The organism is Pseudomonas sp. JV241A, assembly GCF_900275665.1.
In the GTDB taxonomy this organism is placed as follows: Bacteria; Pseudomonadota; Gammaproteobacteria; order Pseudomonadales; family Pseudomonadaceae; genus Aquipseudomonas; species Aquipseudomonas wadenswilerensis.
In genome coordinates this window covers 166,021-186,594 of the sequence record NZ_OPYO01000035.1, presented here as the reverse complement: position 1 = coordinate 186,594, position 20,574 = coordinate 166,021, and the positions used below count along the sequence as shown (strand labels likewise).

Here is a 20,574-nt window from a genome sequence, read left to right as displayed (position 1 = left end):
TTGATGTTCGTCAAATGAGCGGCAATCCTACCCTGTTTAACGCAGTGCGAGTACCGCTGCCCATTGTTCGGCGGTGACCGGCATCACCGAAAGACGGCTGCCTTTGTGCACCAGCGGCAGTTCGGCCAGGGCGGTTTGCTGCTTGAGGTAGCCCAGTTGCAGGACCTTGCCGAAGGTTTCGACATGGGCGACATCCACGGCGCTCCACGGGTTCTTCTCGTCGTTGGCCTTGGCGTCGAAGTAATGGCTTTGCGGGTCCAGCGCAGTGGGGTCGGGGTAGGCTGCGGCGCTGATGCGGGCGATGCCGGCAATGCCCGGCTCCGGGCAGCTGGAGTGGTAGAAAAAGAACAGGTCACCGACCGCCATGGCGCGCAGGAAATTACGCGCCTGGTAGTTGCGCACGCCATCCCAGCGCGCTTCGCCAAGGCGCGCCAGGTCCTTGATCGAGAGTTCGTCGGGCTCGGATTTCATCAGCCAGTAGGCCATGGGTGGTGCTCCAGACAATGTTTGAAATAACCTGTTTCAGGAAACCGACGGTCGGTTGGCGTCAACGTTTGCGTGTCGCCTCAGGTTGTCGGAGAATGCGCGCATTTTAAGCTTGACGCTGCTGCAACAACAAAAACGTTGCTGACAACGTGATCAGTTTGCCTGAGGGGGGCAATCGATGAATCGCAAACCGGATTTGCTCTGGATTCTGGTGTTTCTGTTCGGTTTGGGTGTTGTCACTACCGGTTATGCGCAAAGCCTTTGGGAACGCAAACTCGACGCCCCCTACGAAATGCCGGTCAATCCGCAACAGCGTTGATTGCCCTTGCTGGCGCCTATCAATCGGGTGCCAGGTACCAGCCACGGTCCGAGACCGTCCCCTGCAGCGGCACATCCCAACTGGCTTGCGCCAGTCGCTCGACCTTCTGGCATTCATGCGCCAGGCCCAGCAGCAATGGCTTTTTCCAGGCCTTGCGGCGGGCCTGATAGGCCAGGCTGCGGTCATAGAAACCGCCGCCCATGCCCAGCCGACCACCCACTTCATCAAAACCCACCAGCGGTAGCAGGATCAGGTCCAGCGCCCAGATCGGCCGTTGCCGGGCCAGGCTGATGTGCGGCTCGGGGATGCGAAAGCGGTTGGGCCGCAGCTTCTCGCCGGCTTCGATGCGCTGGAACACCATCTTGGTCTTCGGCCAGGCGTGCAGCACCGGCAGGTAGGTGCGCTTGCCGCGACGCTGGGCTTCACGCATCAGCAGACGCGGGTCGATCTCGCAATCATTGGGCAGGTACAGGGCGATGTGTCTGGCCCGGCGAAACAGCGGGTGCTGCGCCAGCTGACGGTACAGGCCTCTGGCTGCCTGGCGCTGTTCGGCCGGCGTCAGGGCGCGGCGGGCATCGCGAAGCAGGCGGCGAAGTTGGGGGCGGGTAAGCGGCGCGGTGTCGGTCATGGCACGGGCGGTCCCAGAGAGGGCTGCCACCTGCGGGTGACAGCTCGATTGCCCGCGCAGAAGGGCGGGCAAAGGTAATTCAGGCTCCCCGACGAACCGCTGTCGGTGTAGCCCTTGAACCCGAAAGTTCAAGGTGGAGATTGCAGGAGGCGTTAAGGCTTTCCGTCAAGCGGACATGCACACCGGCCTCACGTGCAACCCCCGTGGTTGTGCGTATCGGCTCAGGGACATGACCGACTGGCAAGCACTCCAGGGAGTGGCGCCAGTATACCGATACTCAACCCTTATTTGAATCTTGATCGTCGGCCAATGCCTGATCGACGCGTTCAAGCAGGTCGCGCACCTGTTCACGGTTAACGCCAGTGCCCGTCGCTTCCGGGCGTTCCTGGTTGTGCAGCAGGTCGTGGGTGATGTTCAGTGCGGCCATCACGGCAATCCGGTCGGCACCGATGACTTTGCCGCTGCTGCGGATTTCGCGCATCTTGCCGTCCAGGTAGCGCGCGGCGCTGACCAGGTTGCTGCGTTCTTCCGGCGGACAGATGATCGAATACTCTTTGTCGAGAATCTGAACAGTGACGCTATTGCTTGAGCTCATGAGTCTTGCTCCAGGGCCTTGAGTCGCAAAATCATCGATTCGACCTTACGCCGGGCGATTTCATTTTTTTCGATGAGGTGGGCGCGCTCTTCGCGCCAGGATTTTTCCTGAGCTAATAAGAGTGCATTTTGCCGTTTTAGTTGCTCGACCCGCTCAATCAGCAGTTCGAATCGGCCCATCAGCGCTTGCAGATCGTTCTCTTGCATTGGTTGCCACTCGATTCGGTCTTGCGGGTGGTTGCCCGGTTTATGCCCTGGCCGGCCCGGAGTTGGCCGCGTCGATGGTCTTGGCGCGCCTGCCGGTGCTAGGATACAAGGTCTTCATTCTAGTCATTGCGCCGTCTGGCGCCTAGTTGCCCATGCCCAATACCAATTCGCCGTACACCGCCTTCGCCACCTTGCTCAGCAGCAACGGGCATCCTGTTTCCCCTGCCGAACTGCACGGGCTGTTGCTCGGGCGCAGCTGCGCCGGTGCTGGCTTCGATGCCGACGCGTGGCTGGCAGACGCCGCCGGCCTGCTGGAAAGCGAGCCGGTAGACAACGTTCGTAACGCTTTGATCGGCCTGCAAGAAATGGTCAAGGGCGAACTCACCAGTGACGATATCACCGTCGTGCTGTTGCTGCCGGGTGATGATGAGCCGCTGACCGAGCGTGCTGCCGCCCTGGGTCAATGGTGCCAAGGCTTCATTGCCGGTTTCGGCCTGAACGCCGGTGGCAAGGAACTGAGCACCGAGGCCAAGGAAGTGCTGCAGGACCTGGTCGCGATCTCTCAGGTTCAGGACGCCCTGGAAGAATCCGAAGACGGCGAAAATGATTACATGGAAGTCATGGAATACCTGCGTGTCGCCCCGCTGCTGCTCTACACGGAGCTGGCAAAGCAGCCGGTCGAGCCTGCGGCCAAACCTTCGCTGCACTGATCAACCAGGGACTGCCACTGCCCATGAGCCACATCCCCAAGTCGGAATACGCCCGTCGACGCAAGGCGCTGATGGCGCAGATGGAACCCAACAGCATCGCCATCCTGCCCGCCGCCGCGGTTGCCATCCGCAACCGCGACGTCGAGCATGTGTACCGCCAGGACAGCGACTTCCAGTACCTCAGCGGCTTCCCCGAGCCCGAGGCGGTGATCGCTCTGATCCCTGGCCGCGAGCACGGCGAATACGTACTGTTCTGCCGCGAGCGTAATCCCGAGCGCGAGCTCTGGGACGGCCTGCGTGCTGGCCAGGAAGGAGCGATCCGCGATTTTGGCGCTGATGACGCCTTCCCCATCACCGATATCGACGACATCCTCCCCGGCCTGATCGAAGGCCGTGACCGGGTGTATTCGGCCATGGGCAGCAACCCCGAGTTCGACCGCCACTTGATGGAGTGGATCAACGTGATCCGCTCCAAAGCGCGCCTGGGTGCGCAGCCGCCGAACGAATTCGTTGCCCTGGATCATCTGCTGCACGACATGCGCCTGTATAAATCGGCGGCGGAAGTGAAAGTGATGCGCGAGGCCGCGGCGATTTCCGCCCGTGCCCACGTGCGGGCCATGCAGGCCTGTCGCGCCGGTCTGCGCGAGTACAGCCTGGAAGCCGAACTGGACTACGAGTTTCGCAAGGGCGGGGCGAAGATGCCGGCCTACGGCTCGATCGTCGCCGCCGGGCGCAATAGCTGCATCCTGCATTACCAGGAGAACGACGCGCCGCTCAAGGACGGTGACCTGGTGTTGATCGACGCCGGTTGCGAGATCGACTGCTACGCCAGCGACATCACCCGTACCTTCCCGGTCAGCGGGCGTTTTTCGCCGGAGCAGAAGGCTATCTACGAGCTGGTACTGAAGGCTCAGGAAGCCGCCTTTGCGGTGATCGCCCCGGGCAAGCACTGGAACCACGCCCACGAAGCCACGGTGCAAGTGATCACCGAAGGCCTGGTGGAGCTGGGCCTGCTCAAGGGCCAGGTGCAGGAACTGATTGATAGCGAAGCCTACCGGGCCTTCTACATGCACCGCGCCGGGCACTGGCTGGGCATGGATGTGCACGATGTCGGCGAGTACAAGGTCGGTGGTCAGTGGCGCGTGCTCGAGCCGGGCATGGCCCTGACCGTGGAACCCGGCATCTATATCGGTGCCGATAACCAGAGTGTCGCGAAGAAGTGGCGCGGCATCGGTGTGCGAATCGAGGATGACGTAGTGGTAACCAAGCAGGGCTGTGAAATCCTGACCTCCGGCGTACCCAAGACGGTTGCCGAAATCGAAGCCTTGATGGCTGCTGCGCGCAGTGACGCGGCATGAGCCGGGTCAATCTGGCGATCATTGGCGGCGGCCTGGTCGGCGCCAGCCTGGCCCTGGCCCTGCAAGCCGGGGCCAAGGCCCGTGGCTGGAAGATCCTGCTGATCGAGCCGTTCGCCCCTGGTGACAGTTTTCAGCCGAGCTACGATGCCCGTTCTTCGGCGTTGTCCTTCGGTACCCGGCAAATCTACGAACGCCTCGGCCTGTGGCAGCAGATCAGCCGCCGCGCCGAGCCGATCCGCCAGATCCAGGTCTCCGACCGCGGGCGCTTTGGCGCCACCCGCCTGGATGCCCTGGAAGAAGGCGTGCCGGCGCTTGGCTATGTGGTCGAGAACGCCTGGCTCGGCCAGTGCCTGTGGAAGGGCCTGGACGCCGAGGTGGTGAGCTGGCGCTGCCCGGCGGAAGTCACCGCCATGCAGGCGTTGGAAGACGGCTATCGGCTGTCGCTCAACGACGACACCACGCTTGAATGCGACCTCGCGGTACTGGCCGATGGCGGCCGCTCTGGCCTGCGCGAGCAACTGGGCATTCATGTCAGCCAGCGGCCGTACAACCAGAGCGCCCTGATCGCCAACATCACCCCGAGCGAAGCCCATTGCGGCCAGGCCTTCGAGCGCTTCACCGATGACGGGCCGATGGCCTTGCTGCCATTGCCGGAAAACCGCTGCGCGCTGGTCTGGACCCGCGCCGGGATGGACGCCAAGCGTTTGGCCGAACTGGACGAGCGCAGCTTCCTCAGCGAGCTGCAGGACGTGTTTGGCTACCGCCTGGGCGCGCTGCGCCAGGTTGGCGCCCGGCATTTGTATCCATTGTCGCTGGTGGAGGCCCAGGAGCAGGTGCGCCCGCACCTGGTGGTGCTCGGTAATGCCGCGCACAGCCTGCACCCGATTGCCGGGCAGGGTTTCAACCTGTCGCTGCGCGATGTGCAGTCGCTGGCCGAAGGCCTGCTGGCCAGCCCAGGTTTGCCGGGAGATTTCACCACACTGCAAGCTTATCGCGAGCGTCAGCGCCTGGATCAGGACCTGACCGTGGGCTTCTCCGACCGTGTGACTCGTTTGTTCGGCAGCGCCCAACCGTTGGTGGCCACCGGCCGTAACCTGGGCCTGCTCGGCCTTGACCTGCTGCCCCCGGCCAAGCGCTGGTTCGCCCGCCAGGCCATGGGCCTGGGCACTCGCCCGGACCCACGGAACTGAACATGAGCGACCCGCGCAAACTGGCCCGGCGCGCGCGCAGGCTGCGCTGGCTGCTGAACATCTATCCGCCGTACCTGGGTGCGGGCATCCGTGTGCTCAGCGTCAGCCCCGACCTGCGCCATATCCGTGTGCGCATGGGCCTGCGCTGGTTCAACCGCAACTATGTCGGCACCCAGTTCGGCGGCAGCCTGTATGCGATGGTCGACCCGTTCTACATGTTGATGCTGATGGAGCTGCTCGGGCGTGAGTACATCGTCTGGGACAAGGCCGCCAGCATCGACTTCGTGTCCCCGGGCAAAGGCCCGGTGTTCGCCGACCTGCGCATCGACGATGCGCTGCTCGACGACATCCGCCAGCACACCGCCGGCGGCAAAAAGTATCTGCCACGACTTCAGGTCGATATCCGCGACGCCGCCGGTGAGCTGGTGGCGCGGGTCGACAAAACCCTTTACGTGCGGCTCAAGCCGCAAGCGAGACAGGCTTAAGGCATGGAAATGCGCGCAGATCTGTTGATTGTCGGTGCTGGTATGGTCGGCAGCGCTCTGGCCCTGGCGTTGCAGCACAGCGGCCTGGAAATTCTCTTGCTCGATGGCAGCCCGTTGTCGATCAAGCCCTTTGACCAGCAGTCGGCATTCGAGCCGCGGGTCAGCGCCTTGTCGGCGGCCAGCCAGCGCATCCTCGAGCGCCTGGGCGCCTGGCAGGGGATCAGCGAACGGCGCTTGAGCCCCTACTCGGACATGCGTGTGTGGGACGGCAGTGGCACTGGCCAGATCCATTTCTCGGCCGCCAGCGTGCATGCCGAGGTGCTCGGCCATATCGTCGAGAACCGGGTGGTGCAGGATGGCCTGCTGGAGCGCCTGCACGACAGCGAGATCGGCCTGCTGGCCAATGCCCGCCTGGAGCAGATGCGTCGCTCCGGCGACGACTGGCTGCTGACCCTGGCCGACGGTCGCACCCTGCGTGCGCCGCTGGTGATTGCCGCTGACGGTGCCAACTCGGCGGTGCGCCGCCTGACCGGTTGTGAGACGCGCGAGTGGGATTACCTGCATCATGCCATCGTCACCAGTGTGCGTTGCGCCCAGCCGCATCAGGCGACCGCCTGGCAGCGCTTTACCGATGAGGGGCCGCTGGCGTTCCTGCCCCTGCTGCGCGATGGCCAGCAGGATTGGTGCTCGATCGTCTGGTCGACCACGCCGGAGCAGGCCGAACACCTGATGGCGTTGAGCGACGAAGGGTTCTGCGCCGAGCTCGAGCGTGCCTTCGAAGGGCGCCTGGGCAGCGTGCTGCAGGCCGATCCGCGGGTCTGCGTGCCACTGCGTCAACGTCACGCCAAACGTTACGTGGCCGAAGGCCTGGCGCTGATTGGCGATGCCGCGCACACCATTCACCCGTTGGCCGGGCAGGGTGTCAACCTCGGTTTTCTCGATGCCGCGGTGCTGGCCGAAGAGCTGCAACATGCCTACGAGCGTGGCGAGCGCCTGGCCGATATTCGCGTGCTGAGCCGTTTCGAGCGCCGGCGCATGCCGCACAACCTGGCCTTGATGGCGGCGATGGAAGGTTTCGAGCGCCTGTTCCAGGCTGATCCATTGCCCTTGCGCTGGTTGCGCAATAGCGGCCTGAAATGGGTCGAGCAACTGCCGGAAGCCAAGGCTTTGTTCGTGCGCCAGGCCCTGGGCTTGAGCGGTGACCTGCCGGAACTGGCGCGGGCCTGAGGGCCCCGCAACATCTGGTAACTCCTCACTTGTGAGTTCGGTTGAGAAGCCAAATGGGATTAACTACCATTTGCGCCTCTCTTGAACTCCGAGGACCGCACCATGTTGCCACGCAAGCACGTACTGGCCGCCCTGGCTCTGACCCTGTTCGGCACTGCCGCCCAGGCGGCGGACGAGGTGGTGGTGTATTCCTCGCGCATCGACGAGTTGATCAAACCGGTATTCGACGCCTACACCAAAGAGACCGGGGTGAAGATCAAGTTCATCACCGACAAGGAAGCACCGCTGATGCAGCGGATCAAGGCCGAGGGCGAGAACGCCACTGCCGACCTGCTGCTCACCGTCGACGCCGGCAACCTCTGGCAGGCGGAGCAGATGGGCATCCTGCAGCCGATCAAGTCGGACATCATCGACAAGAACATCCCCGCCCAATACCGTGCCTCGTCCCACGACTGGACCGGCCTGAGCCTGCGCGCGCGGACCATTGCCTACTCCACCGACCGGGTCAAACCCGAAGAGTTGAGCACCTACGAGGCCCTGGCCGACAAGAACTGGGAAGGGCGTCTGTGCCTGCGTACGGCGAAGAAGGTCTACAACCAGTCGCTGACCGCCACCCTGATCGAAACCCACGGCGAGCAGAAAACCGAAGAAATCATCAAGGGCTGGGTCAACAACCTGTCCACCGACGTGTTCTCCGACGACACCGCGCTGCTCCAGGCGATCAACGCCGGCCAGTGCGATGTCGGTATCGTCAACACCTACTACTACGGCCGCCTGCACAAGGAAAACCCCAAGCTGGCAGTCAAGCTGTTCTGGCCTAACCAGGCTGACCGTGGCGTGCACGTCAACCTCTCGGGCATTGGCCTGACCAAATATGCGCCGCATCCTGAAGCGGCGAAGAAGCTGGTCGAATGGATGACCGGTGAAGAGGCGCAGAAGATCTTTGCGGGCGTGAACCAGGAGTTCCCGGCCAACCCGGCAGTGGCGCCTTCGGAAGAAGTGGCCGCCTGGGGCAAGTTCAAGGCCGACAGCATTCCGGTGGAAGTAGCCGGCAAACGCCAGGCCGAAGCCATTCGCCTGATGGATCGGGCTGGCTGGAACTAAGCGCCAGGCTTTATCCTTCCGGGGCCCTATCGGGCCCCAATCGCTGGCAAGCCAGCTCCCACAGGGATAGCGGTGCTCTCTTTTCACTGTGGGAGCTGGCTTGCCAGCGATCGACCGCAACGCGGTCGCAATCATTCCCATAGAGATTTCACTTTTGGCCCACCCCGCCCAACGCCGCTGGTACCCCCTGGTCTTCACCATCGCCGCCCTGGTGCTGTTGCCGCTGAGCGTGCTGTTGTTGTCCTGGCAGTCGGTCGACATGCAGATCTGGTCGCACCTGCTCGATACCCAGATGAGCCGCCTGCTGGGCAACACCCTGACGCTGATCCTCGGTGTCGGCGTCGGCGTGACGGTGCTGGGGGTGAGCCTGGCCTGGCTGACCAGCCTGTGCGAGTTTCCCGGGCGGCGCTGGCTCGACTGGGCCCTGATGCTGCCCTTCGCAATTCCGGCCTATGTGCTGGCGTTCGTGTTCGTCGGCCTGCTGGATTTCGCCGGGCCGGTGCAAACCCTGTTGCGCGAGTGGTTCGGGCCCATGCACCTGCCGCGGGTGCGCTCCACCGGCGGGGTGATCACCGTGCTGGTGCTGGTGTTCTACCCGTACGTTTACCTGCTGGCCCGTAACGCCTTCCTGGCCCAGGGCAAAGGCCTGATGGAAGCGGCACGGGTACTGGGACTTTCGCCGCTGCAGGCATTCTGGCGGGTCGCCATGCCCATGGCGCGGCCGGCGATCGGTGCCGGGGTGGCGCTGGCGTTGATGGAGACCCTGGCGGATTTCGGCGCAGTGTCAGTGTTCAATTTCGACACCTTCACCACCGCCATCTACAAGACCTGGTACGGCTTCTTCAGCCTCTCCAGCGCCGCCCAGCTGGCCAGCCTGCTGTTGCTGGCGGTGATGCTGGTGTTGTACGGCGAGCGGCGTGCCCGTGGCGCGGTGCGCAGCAGCAACGAACGGCCGCGGGGCAAGGCGTTGTATCACTTGCGTGGATTCAAGGCGCTGGCTGCCAGCAGCTGGTGCCTGCTGGTGTTTGCCTGTGCCTTCGTGGTGCCGATGCTGCAACTGATGGTGTGGTTCTGGCAGCGCGGCCGCTTTGACCTCGACGAGCGCTATGCCGGCCTGATCCTGCATACCCTCTACCTGGGCGCCATGGCGGCGCTGATTACCGTGTGTGTCGCCCTGGTGCTGGCGTTTGCCCGGCGCCAGGCACCGACGCCGGGCATCCGCGCGGGTGTCGGCCTTGCCAACCTGGGCTATGCCTTGCCCGGTTCGGTGCTGGCGGTGTCGATCATGCTGGCCTTCAGTTACCTCGATAATCAGTTGGTGGTGCCGCTCTCCAACTGGCTGGGTGGCGCCGGCAAGCCGTTGCTGCTCGGTAGCCTGTCGGCTTTGTTACTGGCTTACCTGGTGCGTTTTATTGCAGTGGCCTACGGGCCATTGGAAAACAGCCTGGGGCGGATTCGTCCTTCTTTGCCGGAAGCGTCCCGCAGCCTGGGCGTCAGCGGTCCGAGATTGTTTTTCAAGGTGTATCTACCCTTGCTGGTGCCCGGTGCAATGAGTGCAGCGCTGCTGGTGTTCGTCGACGTGCTCAAGGAGATGCCGGCGACCCTGCTGATGCGCCCGTTTGGCTGGGACACTCTGGCAGTACGGGTGTTCGAAATGACCAGCGAAGGCGAATGGTCGCGAGCGTCGCTGCCGGCCTTGACCCTCGTGTTAGTCGGCCTGTTGCCGGTCATCGGGCTGATTCGACGTTCGGCCCAGCACCCGGGTCAAACGCGCTGAGGGTGTAAGCCTGCCTCCTTGCAGCTACAATGCGCGGCATTCGCTGCGGCCGGTCCTACAGGCCGGGTAGCTGCAACGCTGCCAGCCGTAGCCTCGCCACGCCCGGAAGGAGAAACCCATGGGACAGCGTACGCCTCTTTATGACCTGCACTTGGCCCTTGGCGCCAAGATGGTCGATTTTGGCGGTTGGGATATGCCTCTGCATTATGGTTCGCAGGTCGAGGAGCACCATCAGGTGCGCCAGGCCTGCGGCGTATTCGATGTATCCCACATGACCGTGATCGATATCCGTGGCGTCCAGGCCCGCTCTTGGCTGCAGCATGTGCTGGCCAACGATGTCGACCGCCTTGGCGCTCCCGGCAAGGCCCTGTACAGCACCATGCTCAACGAGCAGGGCGGAGTCATCGACGATATGATCGTCTACCGTTGTGAAGACGGTTACCGCCTGGTGGTCAACGCTTCGACCCGCGACAAGGACATGGCCTGGCTGCAGGCGCGCAAGATCGGTTTCGAAGTCGAACTCAGCGAACGCCCGGAACTGGCCATCCTGGCCATCCAGGGCCCGGACGCACGGGAAAAGGTCGCTGAACTGGTGACTGCCGCACGCGCCGCGTTGATCCGTGAACTGAAACCTTTCGAAGGCCTGGCCGACGGCGACTGGTTTATCGCCCGCACCGGTTACACCGGTGAGGATGGCCTGGAAATCATCTTCCCCGCTGTCCAGGCCCCGGCATTTTTCAACGACCTGGTCGGCGCCGGCATTGCCCCGAGCGGCCTTGGTGCGCGCGACACCCTGCGCCTGGAAGCCGGCATGAACCTTTATGGCCAGGACATCGACGAAGCCCATACGCCGCTGACTTCGAACCTGGGCTGGAGCGTCGCCTGGGAGCCGGCAGCGCGCGATTTCATCGGCCGTAAAGGCTTGTTGGAAGAAATCGAGCATGGCGTCGAGCAGAAACTGGTCGGCCTGGTGCTCGAAGAACGCGGGGTTTTACGCGCCCATCAGGTGGTCCGTGTCGCCGGGATTGGCGAAGGGGAGATCACCAGTGGTAGTTTCTCTCCTACGCTGAGCAAATCCATTGCCCTGGCGCGGGTGCCGATGGCCACCGCCGATCGTGCCGAGGTGGAGATCCGCGGCAAGTGGTACCCGGTGCGAGTGGTCAAGCCGACCTTCGTGCGCCATGGCAAGATCCTGATCTGAACCTTTCTGGCGGGCCAACCGCTGACCCAATCGAGGACAACAATTATGAGCAATATCCCCGCCGACCTGCGTTTTGCCGAAAGCCACGAATGGGCCCGGCTGGAAGCTGATGGCACTGTGACTGTCGGGATCAGCGACCACGCCCAGGAAGCCCTGGGTGACGTGGTGTTCGTCGAGCTGGCGGAAGTGGGCAAGGTCTTTGCCGCCGGCGATGCGGCGGGTGTGGTCGAGTCGGTCAAGGCAGCTTCCGACATCTACGCACCGGTCAGCGGTGAAGTGATTGCGGTCAACGAGGAGCTGGCCGACAGCCCTGAGTCGCTGAACAGCGATCCGTACGCCAGCTGGATCTTCAAGCTCAAGCCAAGCGACAAGGCCGAGCTGGACAAGCTGCTCGACGCCGCCGGTTACAAAGCCTCCATCGGCGAATAGTTTCACGCAGGCGGCAATCTCTTCCTAGACTCAATATGCCTCGAGCGCTCGAGGCTTGGTCGAGGAAGAGAGAGCCGCTATGTCCCAGTCGCCGTCCCTGAGCCAACTGCAAGACCGCAATTCTTTCCTGCGTCGCCACCTGGGGCCCGATGCCTCGGAGCAGCAGGCCATGCTCGCCACCCTCGGCGTTGGCAGCCGGCGCGAGCTGATCGAGCAGACCGTGCCGCCGGGCATTCGCCTGATCCGGCCGCTGGACCTGCCTGACGCCCTCGATGAACAGGCCGCCCTGGCCAAGCTCAAGGGCTACGCCGAGCAGAACCAGGTGTGGACCAGCCTGATCGGCATGGGTTATCACGGCACCGTCACCCCCACCGTCATTTTGCGTAACGTCCTGGAAAACCCGGGCTGGTACACCGCCTATACCCCGTATCAACCGGAAATCGCCCAGGGCCGCCTGGAAGCCTTGCTCAATTTCCAGCAGATGATCATCGACCTCACCGGCCTGGACCTGGCCAACGCCTCGTTACTCGACGAAGCCACCGCCGCGGCGGAAGCCATGGCCCTGGCCAAGCGCGTGGCCAAGTCGAAAAGCAATGCCTTCTTCGCCGATGAACACTGCCATCCGCAAACCCTTTCGGTGCTGCAGACCCGTGCCGAAGGCTTCGGCTTCGAACTGATCGTCGACGCTGTGGATAACCTCGCCAAGTACCAGGTATTCGGGGCTTTGCTGCAATACCCCGATACCCATGGCGAAGTGCGCGACCTGCGCCCGCTGGTTACCCAGTTGCATGCCCAGCAGGCATTGGCCTGTGTAGCTGCCGACCTGCTCAGCCTGGTGATGCTGATGCCGCCCGGCGAGCAGGGCGCCGATGTGGTGCTGGGCTCGTCCCAGCGCTTTGGCGTGCCCATGGGCTTTGGTGGCCCGCATGCGGCGTATTTTGCCTGTCGTGACGAGTTCAAACGGGCCATGCCCGGGCGCATCATTGGCGTGTCCAAGGATGCCTGGGGCAACACTGCGTTGCGCATGGCCCTGCAGACCCGCGAGCAGCATATCCGCCGCGAGAAGGCCAACTCCAACATCTGCACTGCCCAGGTACTGCTGGCCAACATCGCCGCGTTCTATGCGGTGTACCACGGCCCGGAAGGCTTGCAGCGCATCGCCCAGCGCGTGCATGCGCTGACCTTCGTGCTTGCTGCGGGCCTGGAGAGCAAGGGCATCAAGCGCCTCAATGAACACTTCTTCGACACCCTGACCCTGGAGGTCGGTGGCAGCCAGACGGCAATCATCGAAAGCGCCGAGGCGGTGCAGGTCAACTTGCGGATTCTTGGCCGCGGGCAACTGGGCGTGAGCCTCGACGAGACCTGTGACGAAAGCACGGTCATGCGCCTGTTCGATATCTTCCTCGGCGCCGACCACGGGCTGGATATCGCCGCGCTGGATGCTCTGGCGCAGCCCGAAGGCATTCCGCCAGCACTGGTGCGGCGCTCGGACTTTCTCCGTCACCCGGTGTTCAACCTGCACCACAGCGAAACCGAGATGCTGCGCTACCTCAAGCAGCTGGAGAACAAGGACCTGGCACTGAACCAGTCGATGATCCCGCTGGGCTCGTGCACCATGAAACTCAACGCCAGCAGCGAGATGATCCCGATCACCTGGCCCGGCTTTGCCCTGCTGCACCCCTTTGCGCCGGCGGCACAGGTGCAGGGTTACAAGGCGATGATCGACGAGCTGGAAAGCTGGTTGTGTGCGATCACCGGCTTCGATGCCATCTGCATGCAGCCCAACTCTGGCGCCCAGGGCGAGTACGCCGGGTTGATGGCGATTGCCAAGTATCACCGCAGCCGCCATCAACCGCAGCGCGATATCTGCCTGATCCCGGCTTCGGCCCACGGCACCAACCCGGCCTCGGCGCAGATGGCCGGGATGCAGGTGGTGATCGTCGAGTGCGACCAGGCCGGCAACGTCGACCTGGCCGACCTCAAGGCCAAGGCGCAGGCGGCCGGCGAGAAGCTGTCATGCCTGATGGCCACCTATCCATCGACCCACGGCGTCTACGAGGAGGGCATCAGCGAGATCTGCGAGGTTATCCACAAGCACGGCGGCCAGGTGTACATGGACGGCGCCAACCTCAATGCCCAGGTCGGCCTGGCGCGACCGGCGGATATCGGCGCCGATGTCTCGCACATGAACCTGCACAAGACCTTTTGCATCCCCCACGGCGGTGGCGGCCCGGGCATGGGCCCGATCGGCGTGCGAGCGCATCTGGCGCCCTTTGTCGCCAGCCACCCGGTAATCCCGCTACCCGGCCCCGACCCGCAGAACACAGCGGTCAGCGCCGCGCCCTGGGGCAGCGCCAGCATCTTGCCGATCAGCTGGATGTACATTGCCATGATGGGCCCGCAGCTGGCCGATGCCAGCGAGGTGGCGATCCTCTCGGCCAACTACCTGGCCGAGCAGTTGGGCGGCGCCTTCCCGGTGCTTTATCGCGGACGCAACGAACGGGTGGCGCATGAGTGCATTCTCGACCTGCGGCCGCTGAAAGCCCTGACCGGGATCACCGAGGAGGATGTGGCCAAGCGTCTGATGGATTACGGCTTCCACGCACCGACCATGTCATTCCCGGTGCCGGGGACCTTGATGGTCGAGCCGACCGAGAGCGAGTCCAAGGCCGAGCTGGACCGCTTTGTCGAGGCGATGTTGAGCATTCGTGCCGAGATCCGCGAAGTGCAGGAGGGTAACTGGCCGGCAGAAGATAATCCGCTCAAGCATGCGCCGCATACGCTTGAGGATGTGCTGGGCGTATGGGAGCGGCCCTACAGCATTGCCCAGGGCGTGGCGCCCAGTGCCCATGCGCGGATGCACAAGTACTGGCCGGCGGTGAACCGGGTCGACAACGTGTATGGCGACCGGAATCTGTTCTGTGCCTGTGTGCCGGTGGAAGATTACCGCTGAGGCAATTGTTTCGGGTAGGAGCGGGCTTGCCCCGCGATGAGGCCGGTGCAGACTGGCTTTTTCGCATTCGCGGGGCAAGTCGAGGCGTCGCACCGCCGCTCCCACAAGGGTTGCCGCTTACTCGCTGGCTACCGCGTTCTTGGCCAGGATCGCATTGGCCAGTTCCATGTCACTGACTTTCAGGCCCGGGTTGTCGGCGCGGACTTTCTGCATCGCCGCTTCCAGGTATGGGCCGCGGATCGCACCTTCGCTGGCGACAAAGCTGCCGGCATCATCCTGGGCAGCCACGACCAGCTTGTGGTCTTTGGAGGTCAGGTAAGAGGACGCTGTGGTGGCGCCAGAAGAGATGACGTTGCGCCAGAAGGTATCAGCCATGGCAGATCCAACCGGTAGGGAGAGCAGGGCAAGGGTTGCGACTGCAAACTTGAAACGCATTAAGGTGACTCCAACTGAGGTGAACTGGGGCCTTTGATTGGGTTTATGTGGATCTAGTTCCCTGGCCAGATAAAAGGTTTGGCGCCTGCTTCAGGCGATGACGCGAAGCACTTCGGCCTCGGTTGTCTGCCCTGCGGCAACCTTCTCGGCGCCACTGTGCTTGAGGCTGAGCATGCCGTCATCAAGCGCCAGTCGGCGCAAGGCGAGCAGATCGAGGTCGGGCTCGAATCGGGCTTTGAGTGCATCACTGATGCCCAGCAGTTCGTAAATCGCGCTACGTCCGTGATAGCCGGTCTGCCGGCATTCACTACAGCCCACCGCTTGATGGCTCTGCCCCGGCGACGCTGGCGCGGCCTTGCAGTGCTTGCACAGGGTGCGCACCAGGCGCTGGGCCATGACCCCGATCAGGCTGGCCTTGAGCAAGTAAGGCGCGATGCCCAGCTCCAGCAAGCGGGTGATGGCGCTGCAGGCGTCGTTGGTGTGCAGGGTCGAGAGCACCAGGTGCCCGGTGAGGGCCGCCTGAATCGCCACCTGGGCAGTTTCCAGGTCTCGTATCTCGCCGATCATGATGACATCCGGGTCCTGGCGCAGCAGGGCGCGGGTCCCGGTGGCAAAATCCAGGTCGATGCTTGGTTGCACCTGCAACTGGTTGAAGGCCGGCTCGACCATCTCGATCGGGTCTTCGACGGTGCACAGGTTGATCTGCGGGGTGGCCAGGTGCTTGAGGCTGGCGTAAAGGGTGCTGGTCTTGCCCGAGCCGGTGGGCCCGGTGACCAGGATGATGCCATGGCGATGGTCAAGCATCGACAGCCAGCGCCTGAGATCGGCTCCGCCGAGGCCCAGTTGCGCAAAGTCCTGTTGCAGCAGTTGCGGGTCGAAGACTCTCAGCACCAACTTTTCGCCGAAGGTAGTGGGCAGGGTCGACAACCGCAGCTCGACCTCTTCGCCGCCAGGCAGGCGGGTCTTGATCCGGCCATCCTGGGGGCGGCGCTTTTCTGCGACATTCATGCGCCCCAGGCTTTTCAGGCGGCTGACCACAGCCAGGGTGACCGGCCCCGGGAACTGGTAGACCGGATGCAGCACGCCGTCGATACGAAAGCGCAGCTGACCCTGGTCGCGCCGGGGTTCGAGGTGAATATCGCTGGCGCGCTGTTCGAAGGCGTACTGCAATAGCCAGTCGACGATGCTGACGATATGCGCATCGTTGGCTTGCGCCTCGCGGCCCCGGTTGCCCAGTTCGAGCAACTGCTCAAGATTGCCCGCGGCCGTCGGCATTGACTGTTGCTGGCTGGCGCCACTGACCGATTGCGCGACCTGGAAAAACGTCTGGCTGAGCTGGCGGATCTGCACCGGGCTTGCCAGCACGCGCTTGATCGGCCGTTGCAGCACCTGGGCCAGGTCCGCTTCCCAGGCGCGTACATAGGGTTGTGCGCTGGCCACGGTGACGCCGCTGGCATCGGCGGCCAGCGCGAGGATGCCGTGGCGCCGGGCGAACCCTGCGGACATCAGACCGGTGAGCCGGGCAAGGTCGATCTTCAGGGGATCGATATGCAGGTAAGGCTGGCCAGCCTGCCTGGCCAGCCATTGGCACAGGGTACCCAGGTCCAGGCGTTGGCCGGGATTGCCCAGGTCGGCAAACTGTTGGCTGGCGATCCATTCGAGTGGGTGCTGCTCGTGCTGCACGGGAGGGCAGATGTTGCGATCATCCGGGCTGATGCGTTGATCGGCCACTAGCTCGTCAAGCAAGGTGCCGAGGTCAAGCCAGCGATCTTCGCTGAGGTTGTGCATGCGTGCGGGCTTCCTTGCCGCGCCACCGACAGTGGTGGCCTGAGCAAGGTTAGCCGCTGAGGCGGGCTTTCCACGGGTACAAGGGTTACCAGGCTTTTCGGGTCTCGCTCAATTGCACCTCGGTCACGCAGATCAGGTTGCGCATTTTTTGTGCAATCAGTTCGGCGCGGTGCCAGCTCAGGCCGCTGATGCCGATCTCGACGTTGAGCAGATCATCCTCTTGCTCAACCTTCAGCCGATGCGGCACCAGAAATTGCAGGGCAAACAGGTTGAGCAGCCGGCACAGGCTGTCGGGCTCGGCTTCTACCTGCAGTTGGTAGCAGACATCGCTGTGCACGTTGCTGGCGGCCCAGACATCGTTGCGCAAGGGCGTAAGGGGGCTGTCCAGCCGTTCGAGAGCGCTCATGGGATTCTCCGCAGAAAGTGGAGAAATTTTTACATGCAGGTCGGGGTATTTCTTCTCTATGATCGTGCGATATCGCCAGCTATTGAATAGCTCAATTCGTCACTATCCGTTTTTGAGGAATAATCATGCACAGCGAGTTAGACGCCTATGACCGGCGCATCCTGGCCTTGTTGCAGGAAGATGCCTCGCTCTCCAGCGCGCAGATCGCCGAGCGCGTGGGCTTGTCGCAATCGCCATGCTGGCGGCGCATACAACGCCTGAAAGAGGAGGGGGTGATTCGCGCCCAGGTAACCCTGCTCGACCGCAAGAAGATCGGCCTGAACACGCAGATTTTCGCCGAGGTCAAACTCAACGCCCACGGGCGCTCCAACTTCACCGAGTTCACCGAGGCGATCCGCGGCTTTCCGGAAGTGCTGGAGTGTTATGTCTTGATGGGCGCAGTGGATTTTCTGCTGCGCATTGTCACCCCGGACATCGAAGCCTACGAACGGTTCTTCTTCGAAAAGCTGTCGATGGTGCCGGGGATCCAGGAGGTCAACTCGACCGTGGCCTTGTCCGAAATCAAGTCCACGACGAGTCTGCCGGTATTGCCTTGAGCCTTACTTGCGCAGCAGATGCTTCCAGCCGCGACTCTGGAACACCGCCATGGCCTGGTGGACGCGGGCTTCGAGCACTTCGTCGCTGATCGGCAGGTTGGCCAGCTCGTGCAGCTTGTTCAGTTCACCGAACAGGCGGTCCAGGTCCGGGCTCTCCAGCACCTGACGGGCGTGGTGCAGCCAGGCCAGCAGGCGTTCGATCCGCGGCAACTGCTCGGCCAGGTCTTCCGGCTGGCGATGGTACAGCGGCAGGTTGAGGGCCTTGGCTTCTTCGGCCAGCAGCACGTTCAGCCAGTTGGCCAACTGTGCGGCGCCCTGGCGGTCGCCGCGCTTGTTGCGCTCGACGGTCCAGCCACGGGCCAGCAGCCAGCGCGAGGTTTCCAGGGAGAACTGGCCCCAGCGGGTTTCCAGCAGCTCTTCAGCGAACTGCTCGGGCGCAGCGCGACGCACGTCTTCATCGTCGGCACCGGCCAGCACCAGCGGGCGCCAGTCTTCGAGCAGGGCGTCAAGGCTGTTGCGCAGCTCGCGGGTGCTGGCGCGTGGGCCGGCCTGACCGAGGCTGCTGGCCAGGGCGCGCAGCTCCCAGAGGCTTTCGACCCAGTCCTGCAGCAGGCGCCAGTGGCCATTGAAACGGTACTGTTCGGCCAGGCGCTGGCTGCTGCCGAGCAACTGCCAGGCCAGCGCAGCGAAGGCGTCGTCGAGGGTCATCTCGGCGTTCAGTTCGGCGCCAGGCAAGCTCAGGGCGTAGCTGCCGGCGTCGAGCAGGCGGTAGCCGCGCTCGGCCTTGCTGATGTCGCAGGGCATCAGCGGCAGTTTTGCCGACAACTCGGCGGCCAGTTCCAGCAGGGCTTCGGGGGCGCCTTCGCGCAGCTCCAGCTCCAGCTCGCAGATTTCTTCCTTCTGCTTGCCGGCGACCACGGTGCCGAGGTCCAGTGCGGCTTCGATCACCACCTTGGCCTTGCCGCGGCCCCAGGCGATTTCGGCGTATTCACGAGTGAAATCGGTGGTGAACAGCGGCTTGATGGTCTTTTTGTCGACATCAGCCAGTTGCTCTGGCCAGCACTCGGCGTCGAGTTTTTTCAGGTCGAGCTTGGCCTTGGGCAACTCCCACTCGAACTCGTTGCGCTGGGACAGGCCGGCGACGCTCTGGCCACGGGTCTTGAGGGTCTGGATCACCACATCGCCGTCGCGGCGCAGGCGCAGGGCGACCTTGGCGGCGGCCAGGTCGCGCTCCGGGGTGTCGAAGTACTGGTTGAGCAGTTCGCGGCTTTGCCACCCGGACTTGTTGCGCTTGTTCAGCAATGGGTGTTCACGCAGGGCGGCGAGGGTCTCGCGGCTGACCCGCAGTTTGATTTCGGTTTCTTTATGCATTGCTGGGTAATCCAGGCTCGAATGACAGGGAGCGTCTTGGGGGTGCAGTGTACAGGAGTCGGCTAGCGGCGGTTTATTCCCGGTGCCGGATGGCCCTATGATGGGCTTCGCCCAAGGAGAAAGCGCATGCCGTTGCCATCGCTCAAAGAGCAGTTCGCCGCCCTGATCGCTGCGCCATCGGTCAGTTGCACCCAGCCGTCACTGGATCAGTCCAACCGTGCGGTGATCGACCTGCTGGCCGGCTGGCTGGGGGACCTGGGTTTTGCCTGCGATATCCAGCAGGTCAGCCCGGGCAAGTTCAACCTGCTGGCAAGCTACGGCAGCGGCCCGGGCGGGCTGGTGCTGGCCGGGCACAGCGACACCGTGCCCTACGACCCCGAGCTTTGGCAGACCGATCCGCTCAAGCTGACCGAGGTCGACGGGCGCTGGGTGGGCTTGGGCAGCTGCGACATGAAGGGCTTTTTCGCCCTGATCATCGAAGCCGTGCAGCCCTTGCTGGCTCATGACTTCAAGCAACCGCTGCTGATTCTCGCCACTTGTGACGAAGAAAGTTCGATGGCCGGCGCCCGCGCCCTGGCCGAGGCCGGGCGGCCCTTGGGCCGTGCGGCGGTGATCGGCGAGCCGACCGGGCTCAAGCCGGTCCGCCTGCACAAGGGGGTGATGATGGAGCGCATCGACATCCTTGGGCGCAGCGGCCACTCGTCCGATCCGAGCCTGGGCCATAGCGCCCTGGAGGCCATGCACCAGGTGATGGGCGAACTGATGAACCTGCGTCGGCAATGGCAGAAGGAATTCAGCAACGCGCAGTTCAGCGTGCCGCAGCCGACAATGAACTTCGGCTGTATCCATGGTGGCGACAACCCCAACCGCATCTGCGGCCAGTGTGCCCTGGAATTCGACCTGCGCCCGCTGCCGGGCATGGACCCTGAAGTGCTGCGTGCTGCCATTCGCCACAAACTGGCGCCGCTGGCCGAACAGCATCAGGTGCGCATCGACTATGCGCCGCTGTTCCCCGAGGTGCCGCCGTTCGAGCAGGCTGCCGATGCGGAACTGGTGCGGGTAGCCGAACGTCTTACCGGTCATCGCGCCGAAGCGGTAGCCTTTGGCACCGAAGCGCCTTATCTTCAGCGCCTGGGCTGCGAGACCCTGGTGCTCGGCCCTGGCGACATCGCCTGCGCCCACCAGCCGGGTGAATACCTGGAAATGTCACGCTTGCAGCCTACTGTGCGTCTATTGCGTGAGTTGATCGAACATTATTGCCTCAGCCCGGTAATTGCCCGCTGAGCTGAACCGTTTTGCAGAGGAGATTG

21 protein-coding genes and 1 other RNA gene are annotated in these 20,574 nt (G+C 63.5%); 13 read left to right on the top strand and 9 right to left on the bottom strand.

All coding sequences use genetic code 11. The annotated features are described in order from the left end of the window. Positions 1 to 36: 36 nt before the first annotated feature. The gene (locus JV241A_RS24585; RefSeq protein WP_134064905.1) at positions 37 to 486 is read right to left on the bottom strand and encodes an EVE domain-containing protein; all 450 of its coding nucleotides are present in this window, start codon (positions 484 to 486) and stop codon (positions 37 to 39) included. Between the two features lie 178 nt (positions 487 to 664). On the opposite strand from JV241A_RS24585, the gene JV241A_RS27515 reads away from it, so the two are divergent. Then, positions 665 to 805: a hypothetical protein gene (locus tag JV241A_RS27515; protein WP_165392175.1), complete on the top strand. Its 141-nt coding sequence runs from the start codon at positions 665 to 667 to the stop codon at positions 803 to 805. Between the two features lie 19 nt (positions 806 to 824). Here JV241A_RS27515 and JV241A_RS24580 read toward each other — a convergent pair whose 3' ends face one another. From JV241A_RS24580 to JV241A_RS24565, 4 genes are all read right to left on the bottom strand, one after another. After that, entirely contained in the window at positions 825 to 1,433 is a 609-nt protein-coding gene (locus tag JV241A_RS24580) for a 5-formyltetrahydrofolate cyclo-ligase (RefSeq protein ID WP_115084782.1), read from the bottom strand. Positions 1,434 to 1,514: 81 nt separating this feature from the next. Beyond that, a non-coding RNA gene (ssrS, locus tag JV241A_RS24575) (6S RNA) lies at positions 1,515 to 1,692 on the bottom strand. Between the two features lie 18 nt (positions 1,693 to 1,710). Then, positions 1,711 to 2,028, bottom strand: a complete 318-nt coding sequence (locus tag JV241A_RS24570) for a cell division protein ZapA (protein WP_115084783.1) — start codon at positions 2,026 to 2,028, stop codon at positions 1,711 to 1,713. Next, a complete protein-coding gene (locus tag JV241A_RS24565) occupies positions 2,025 to 2,234 on the bottom strand; it encodes a TIGR02449 family protein (RefSeq protein ID WP_010221172.1) in 210 nt (69 codons plus the stop codon). The genes JV241A_RS24570 and JV241A_RS24565 overlap by 4 nt, the downstream gene beginning before the upstream one ends. Before the next feature lie 152 nt (positions 2,235 to 2,386). Here JV241A_RS24565 and JV241A_RS24560 point away from each other — a divergent pair, with 152 nt between their 5' ends. The 10 genes from JV241A_RS24560 (at position 2,387) to gcvP (ending at position 14,668) form a co-directional block, all read left to right on the top strand. After that, positions 2,387 to 2,944, top strand: a complete 558-nt coding sequence (locus JV241A_RS24560) for a YecA family protein (protein WP_115084784.1) — start codon at positions 2,387 to 2,389, stop codon at positions 2,942 to 2,944. A 23-nt stretch (positions 2,945 to 2,967) separates the two neighbouring features. Continuing rightward, positions 2,968 to 4,302 carry a Xaa-Pro aminopeptidase gene (gene pepP / locus JV241A_RS24555; protein ID WP_115084785.1) on the top strand — a complete coding sequence of 445 codons (1,335 nt, stop codon included), beginning with the start codon at positions 2,968 to 2,970 and terminating at the stop codon, positions 4,300 to 4,302. After that, on the top strand, positions 4,299 to 5,492 hold the full coding sequence (ubiH, locus tag JV241A_RS24550; protein WP_134064903.1) for a 2-octaprenyl-6-methoxyphenyl hydroxylase: 1,194 nt from the start codon (positions 4,299 to 4,301) through the stop codon (positions 5,490 to 5,492). The genes pepP and ubiH overlap by 4 nt, the downstream gene beginning before the upstream one ends. Before the next feature lie 2 nt (positions 5,493 to 5,494). Beyond that, complete coding sequence (locus JV241A_RS24545) at positions 5,495 to 5,977, top strand: DUF4442 domain-containing protein (RefSeq protein WP_115084787.1); 483 nt, start codon at positions 5,495 to 5,497, stop codon at positions 5,975 to 5,977. Between the two features lie 9 nt (positions 5,978 to 5,986). Continuing rightward, a complete protein-coding gene (locus tag JV241A_RS24540; protein WP_166675751.1) occupies positions 5,987 to 7,204 on the top strand; it encodes a 2-octaprenyl-3-methyl-6-methoxy-1,4-benzoquinol hydroxylase in 1,218 nt (405 codons plus the stop codon). Between the two features lie 102 nt (positions 7,205 to 7,306). Further along, complete coding sequence (locus JV241A_RS24535; RefSeq protein ID WP_115084789.1) at positions 7,307 to 8,308, top strand: extracellular solute-binding protein; 1,002 nt, start codon at positions 7,307 to 7,309, stop codon at positions 8,306 to 8,308. A gap of 154 nt (positions 8,309 to 8,462) precedes the next feature. After that, positions 8,463 to 10,085 carry an iron ABC transporter permease gene (locus JV241A_RS24530; protein ID WP_134064901.1) on the top strand — a complete coding sequence of 541 codons (1,623 nt, stop codon included), beginning with the start codon at positions 8,463 to 8,465 and terminating at the stop codon, positions 10,083 to 10,085. 118 nt (positions 10,086 to 10,203) lie between these two features. Then, positions 10,204 to 11,286 carry a glycine cleavage system aminomethyltransferase GcvT gene (gene gcvT, locus JV241A_RS24525; protein ID WP_134064899.1) on the top strand — a complete coding sequence of 361 codons (1,083 nt, stop codon included), beginning with the start codon at positions 10,204 to 10,206 and terminating at the stop codon, positions 11,284 to 11,286. A 45-nt stretch (positions 11,287 to 11,331) separates the two neighbouring features. After that, positions 11,332 to 11,715 carry a glycine cleavage system protein GcvH gene (gene gcvH / locus JV241A_RS24520; RefSeq protein ID WP_134064897.1) on the top strand — a complete coding sequence of 128 codons (384 nt, stop codon included), beginning with the start codon at positions 11,332 to 11,334 and terminating at the stop codon, positions 11,713 to 11,715. A 79-nt stretch (positions 11,716 to 11,794) separates the two neighbouring features. Next, positions 11,795 to 14,668: an aminomethyl-transferring glycine dehydrogenase gene (gcvP, locus tag JV241A_RS24515; RefSeq protein WP_134064895.1), complete on the top strand. Its 2,874-nt coding sequence runs from the start codon at positions 11,795 to 11,797 to the stop codon at positions 14,666 to 14,668. Positions 14,669 to 14,785: 117 nt separating this feature from the next. Here gcvP and JV241A_RS24510 read toward each other — a convergent pair whose 3' ends face one another. The 3 genes from JV241A_RS24510 to JV241A_RS24500 all read right to left on the bottom strand — a co-directional run bounded on the left by JV241A_RS24510 (position 14,786) and on the right by JV241A_RS24500 (position 17,297). Beyond that, positions 14,786 to 15,103, bottom strand: a complete 318-nt coding sequence (locus JV241A_RS24510) for a DUF2388 domain-containing protein (protein ID WP_036994901.1) — start codon at positions 15,101 to 15,103, stop codon at positions 14,786 to 14,788. A gap of 90 nt (positions 15,104 to 15,193) precedes the next feature. Next, a complete protein-coding gene (locus JV241A_RS24505) occupies positions 15,194 to 16,891 on the bottom strand; it encodes a GspE/PulE family protein (protein ID WP_134064893.1) in 1,698 nt (565 codons plus the stop codon). Positions 16,892 to 16,976: 85 nt separating this feature from the next. Continuing rightward, complete coding sequence (locus JV241A_RS24500) at positions 16,977 to 17,297, bottom strand: hypothetical protein (RefSeq protein WP_134064891.1); 321 nt, start codon at positions 17,295 to 17,297, stop codon at positions 16,977 to 16,979. Positions 17,298 to 17,422: 125 nt separating this feature from the next. Between JV241A_RS24500 and JV241A_RS24495 the strand changes: the two genes are divergently transcribed. After that, positions 17,423 to 17,893 carry an Lrp/AsnC family transcriptional regulator gene (locus JV241A_RS24495; protein WP_123565204.1) on the top strand — a complete coding sequence of 157 codons (471 nt, stop codon included), beginning with the start codon at positions 17,423 to 17,425 and terminating at the stop codon, positions 17,891 to 17,893. Between the two features lie 3 nt (positions 17,894 to 17,896). Here the strand turns inward: JV241A_RS24495 and JV241A_RS24490 are convergent, their stop codons facing one another. Then, positions 17,897 to 19,264 carry a CYTH domain-containing protein gene (locus JV241A_RS24490; protein WP_134064889.1) on the bottom strand — a complete coding sequence of 456 codons (1,368 nt, stop codon included), beginning with the start codon at positions 19,262 to 19,264 and terminating at the stop codon, positions 17,897 to 17,899. 126 nt (positions 19,265 to 19,390) lie between these two features. Here JV241A_RS24490 and argE point away from each other — a divergent pair, with 126 nt between their 5' ends. Then, positions 19,391 to 20,548: an acetylornithine deacetylase gene (argE, locus tag JV241A_RS24485; RefSeq protein ID WP_115084798.1), complete on the top strand. Its 1,158-nt coding sequence runs from the start codon at positions 19,391 to 19,393 to the stop codon at positions 20,546 to 20,548. Positions 20,549 to 20,574: the final 26 nt, after the last annotated feature.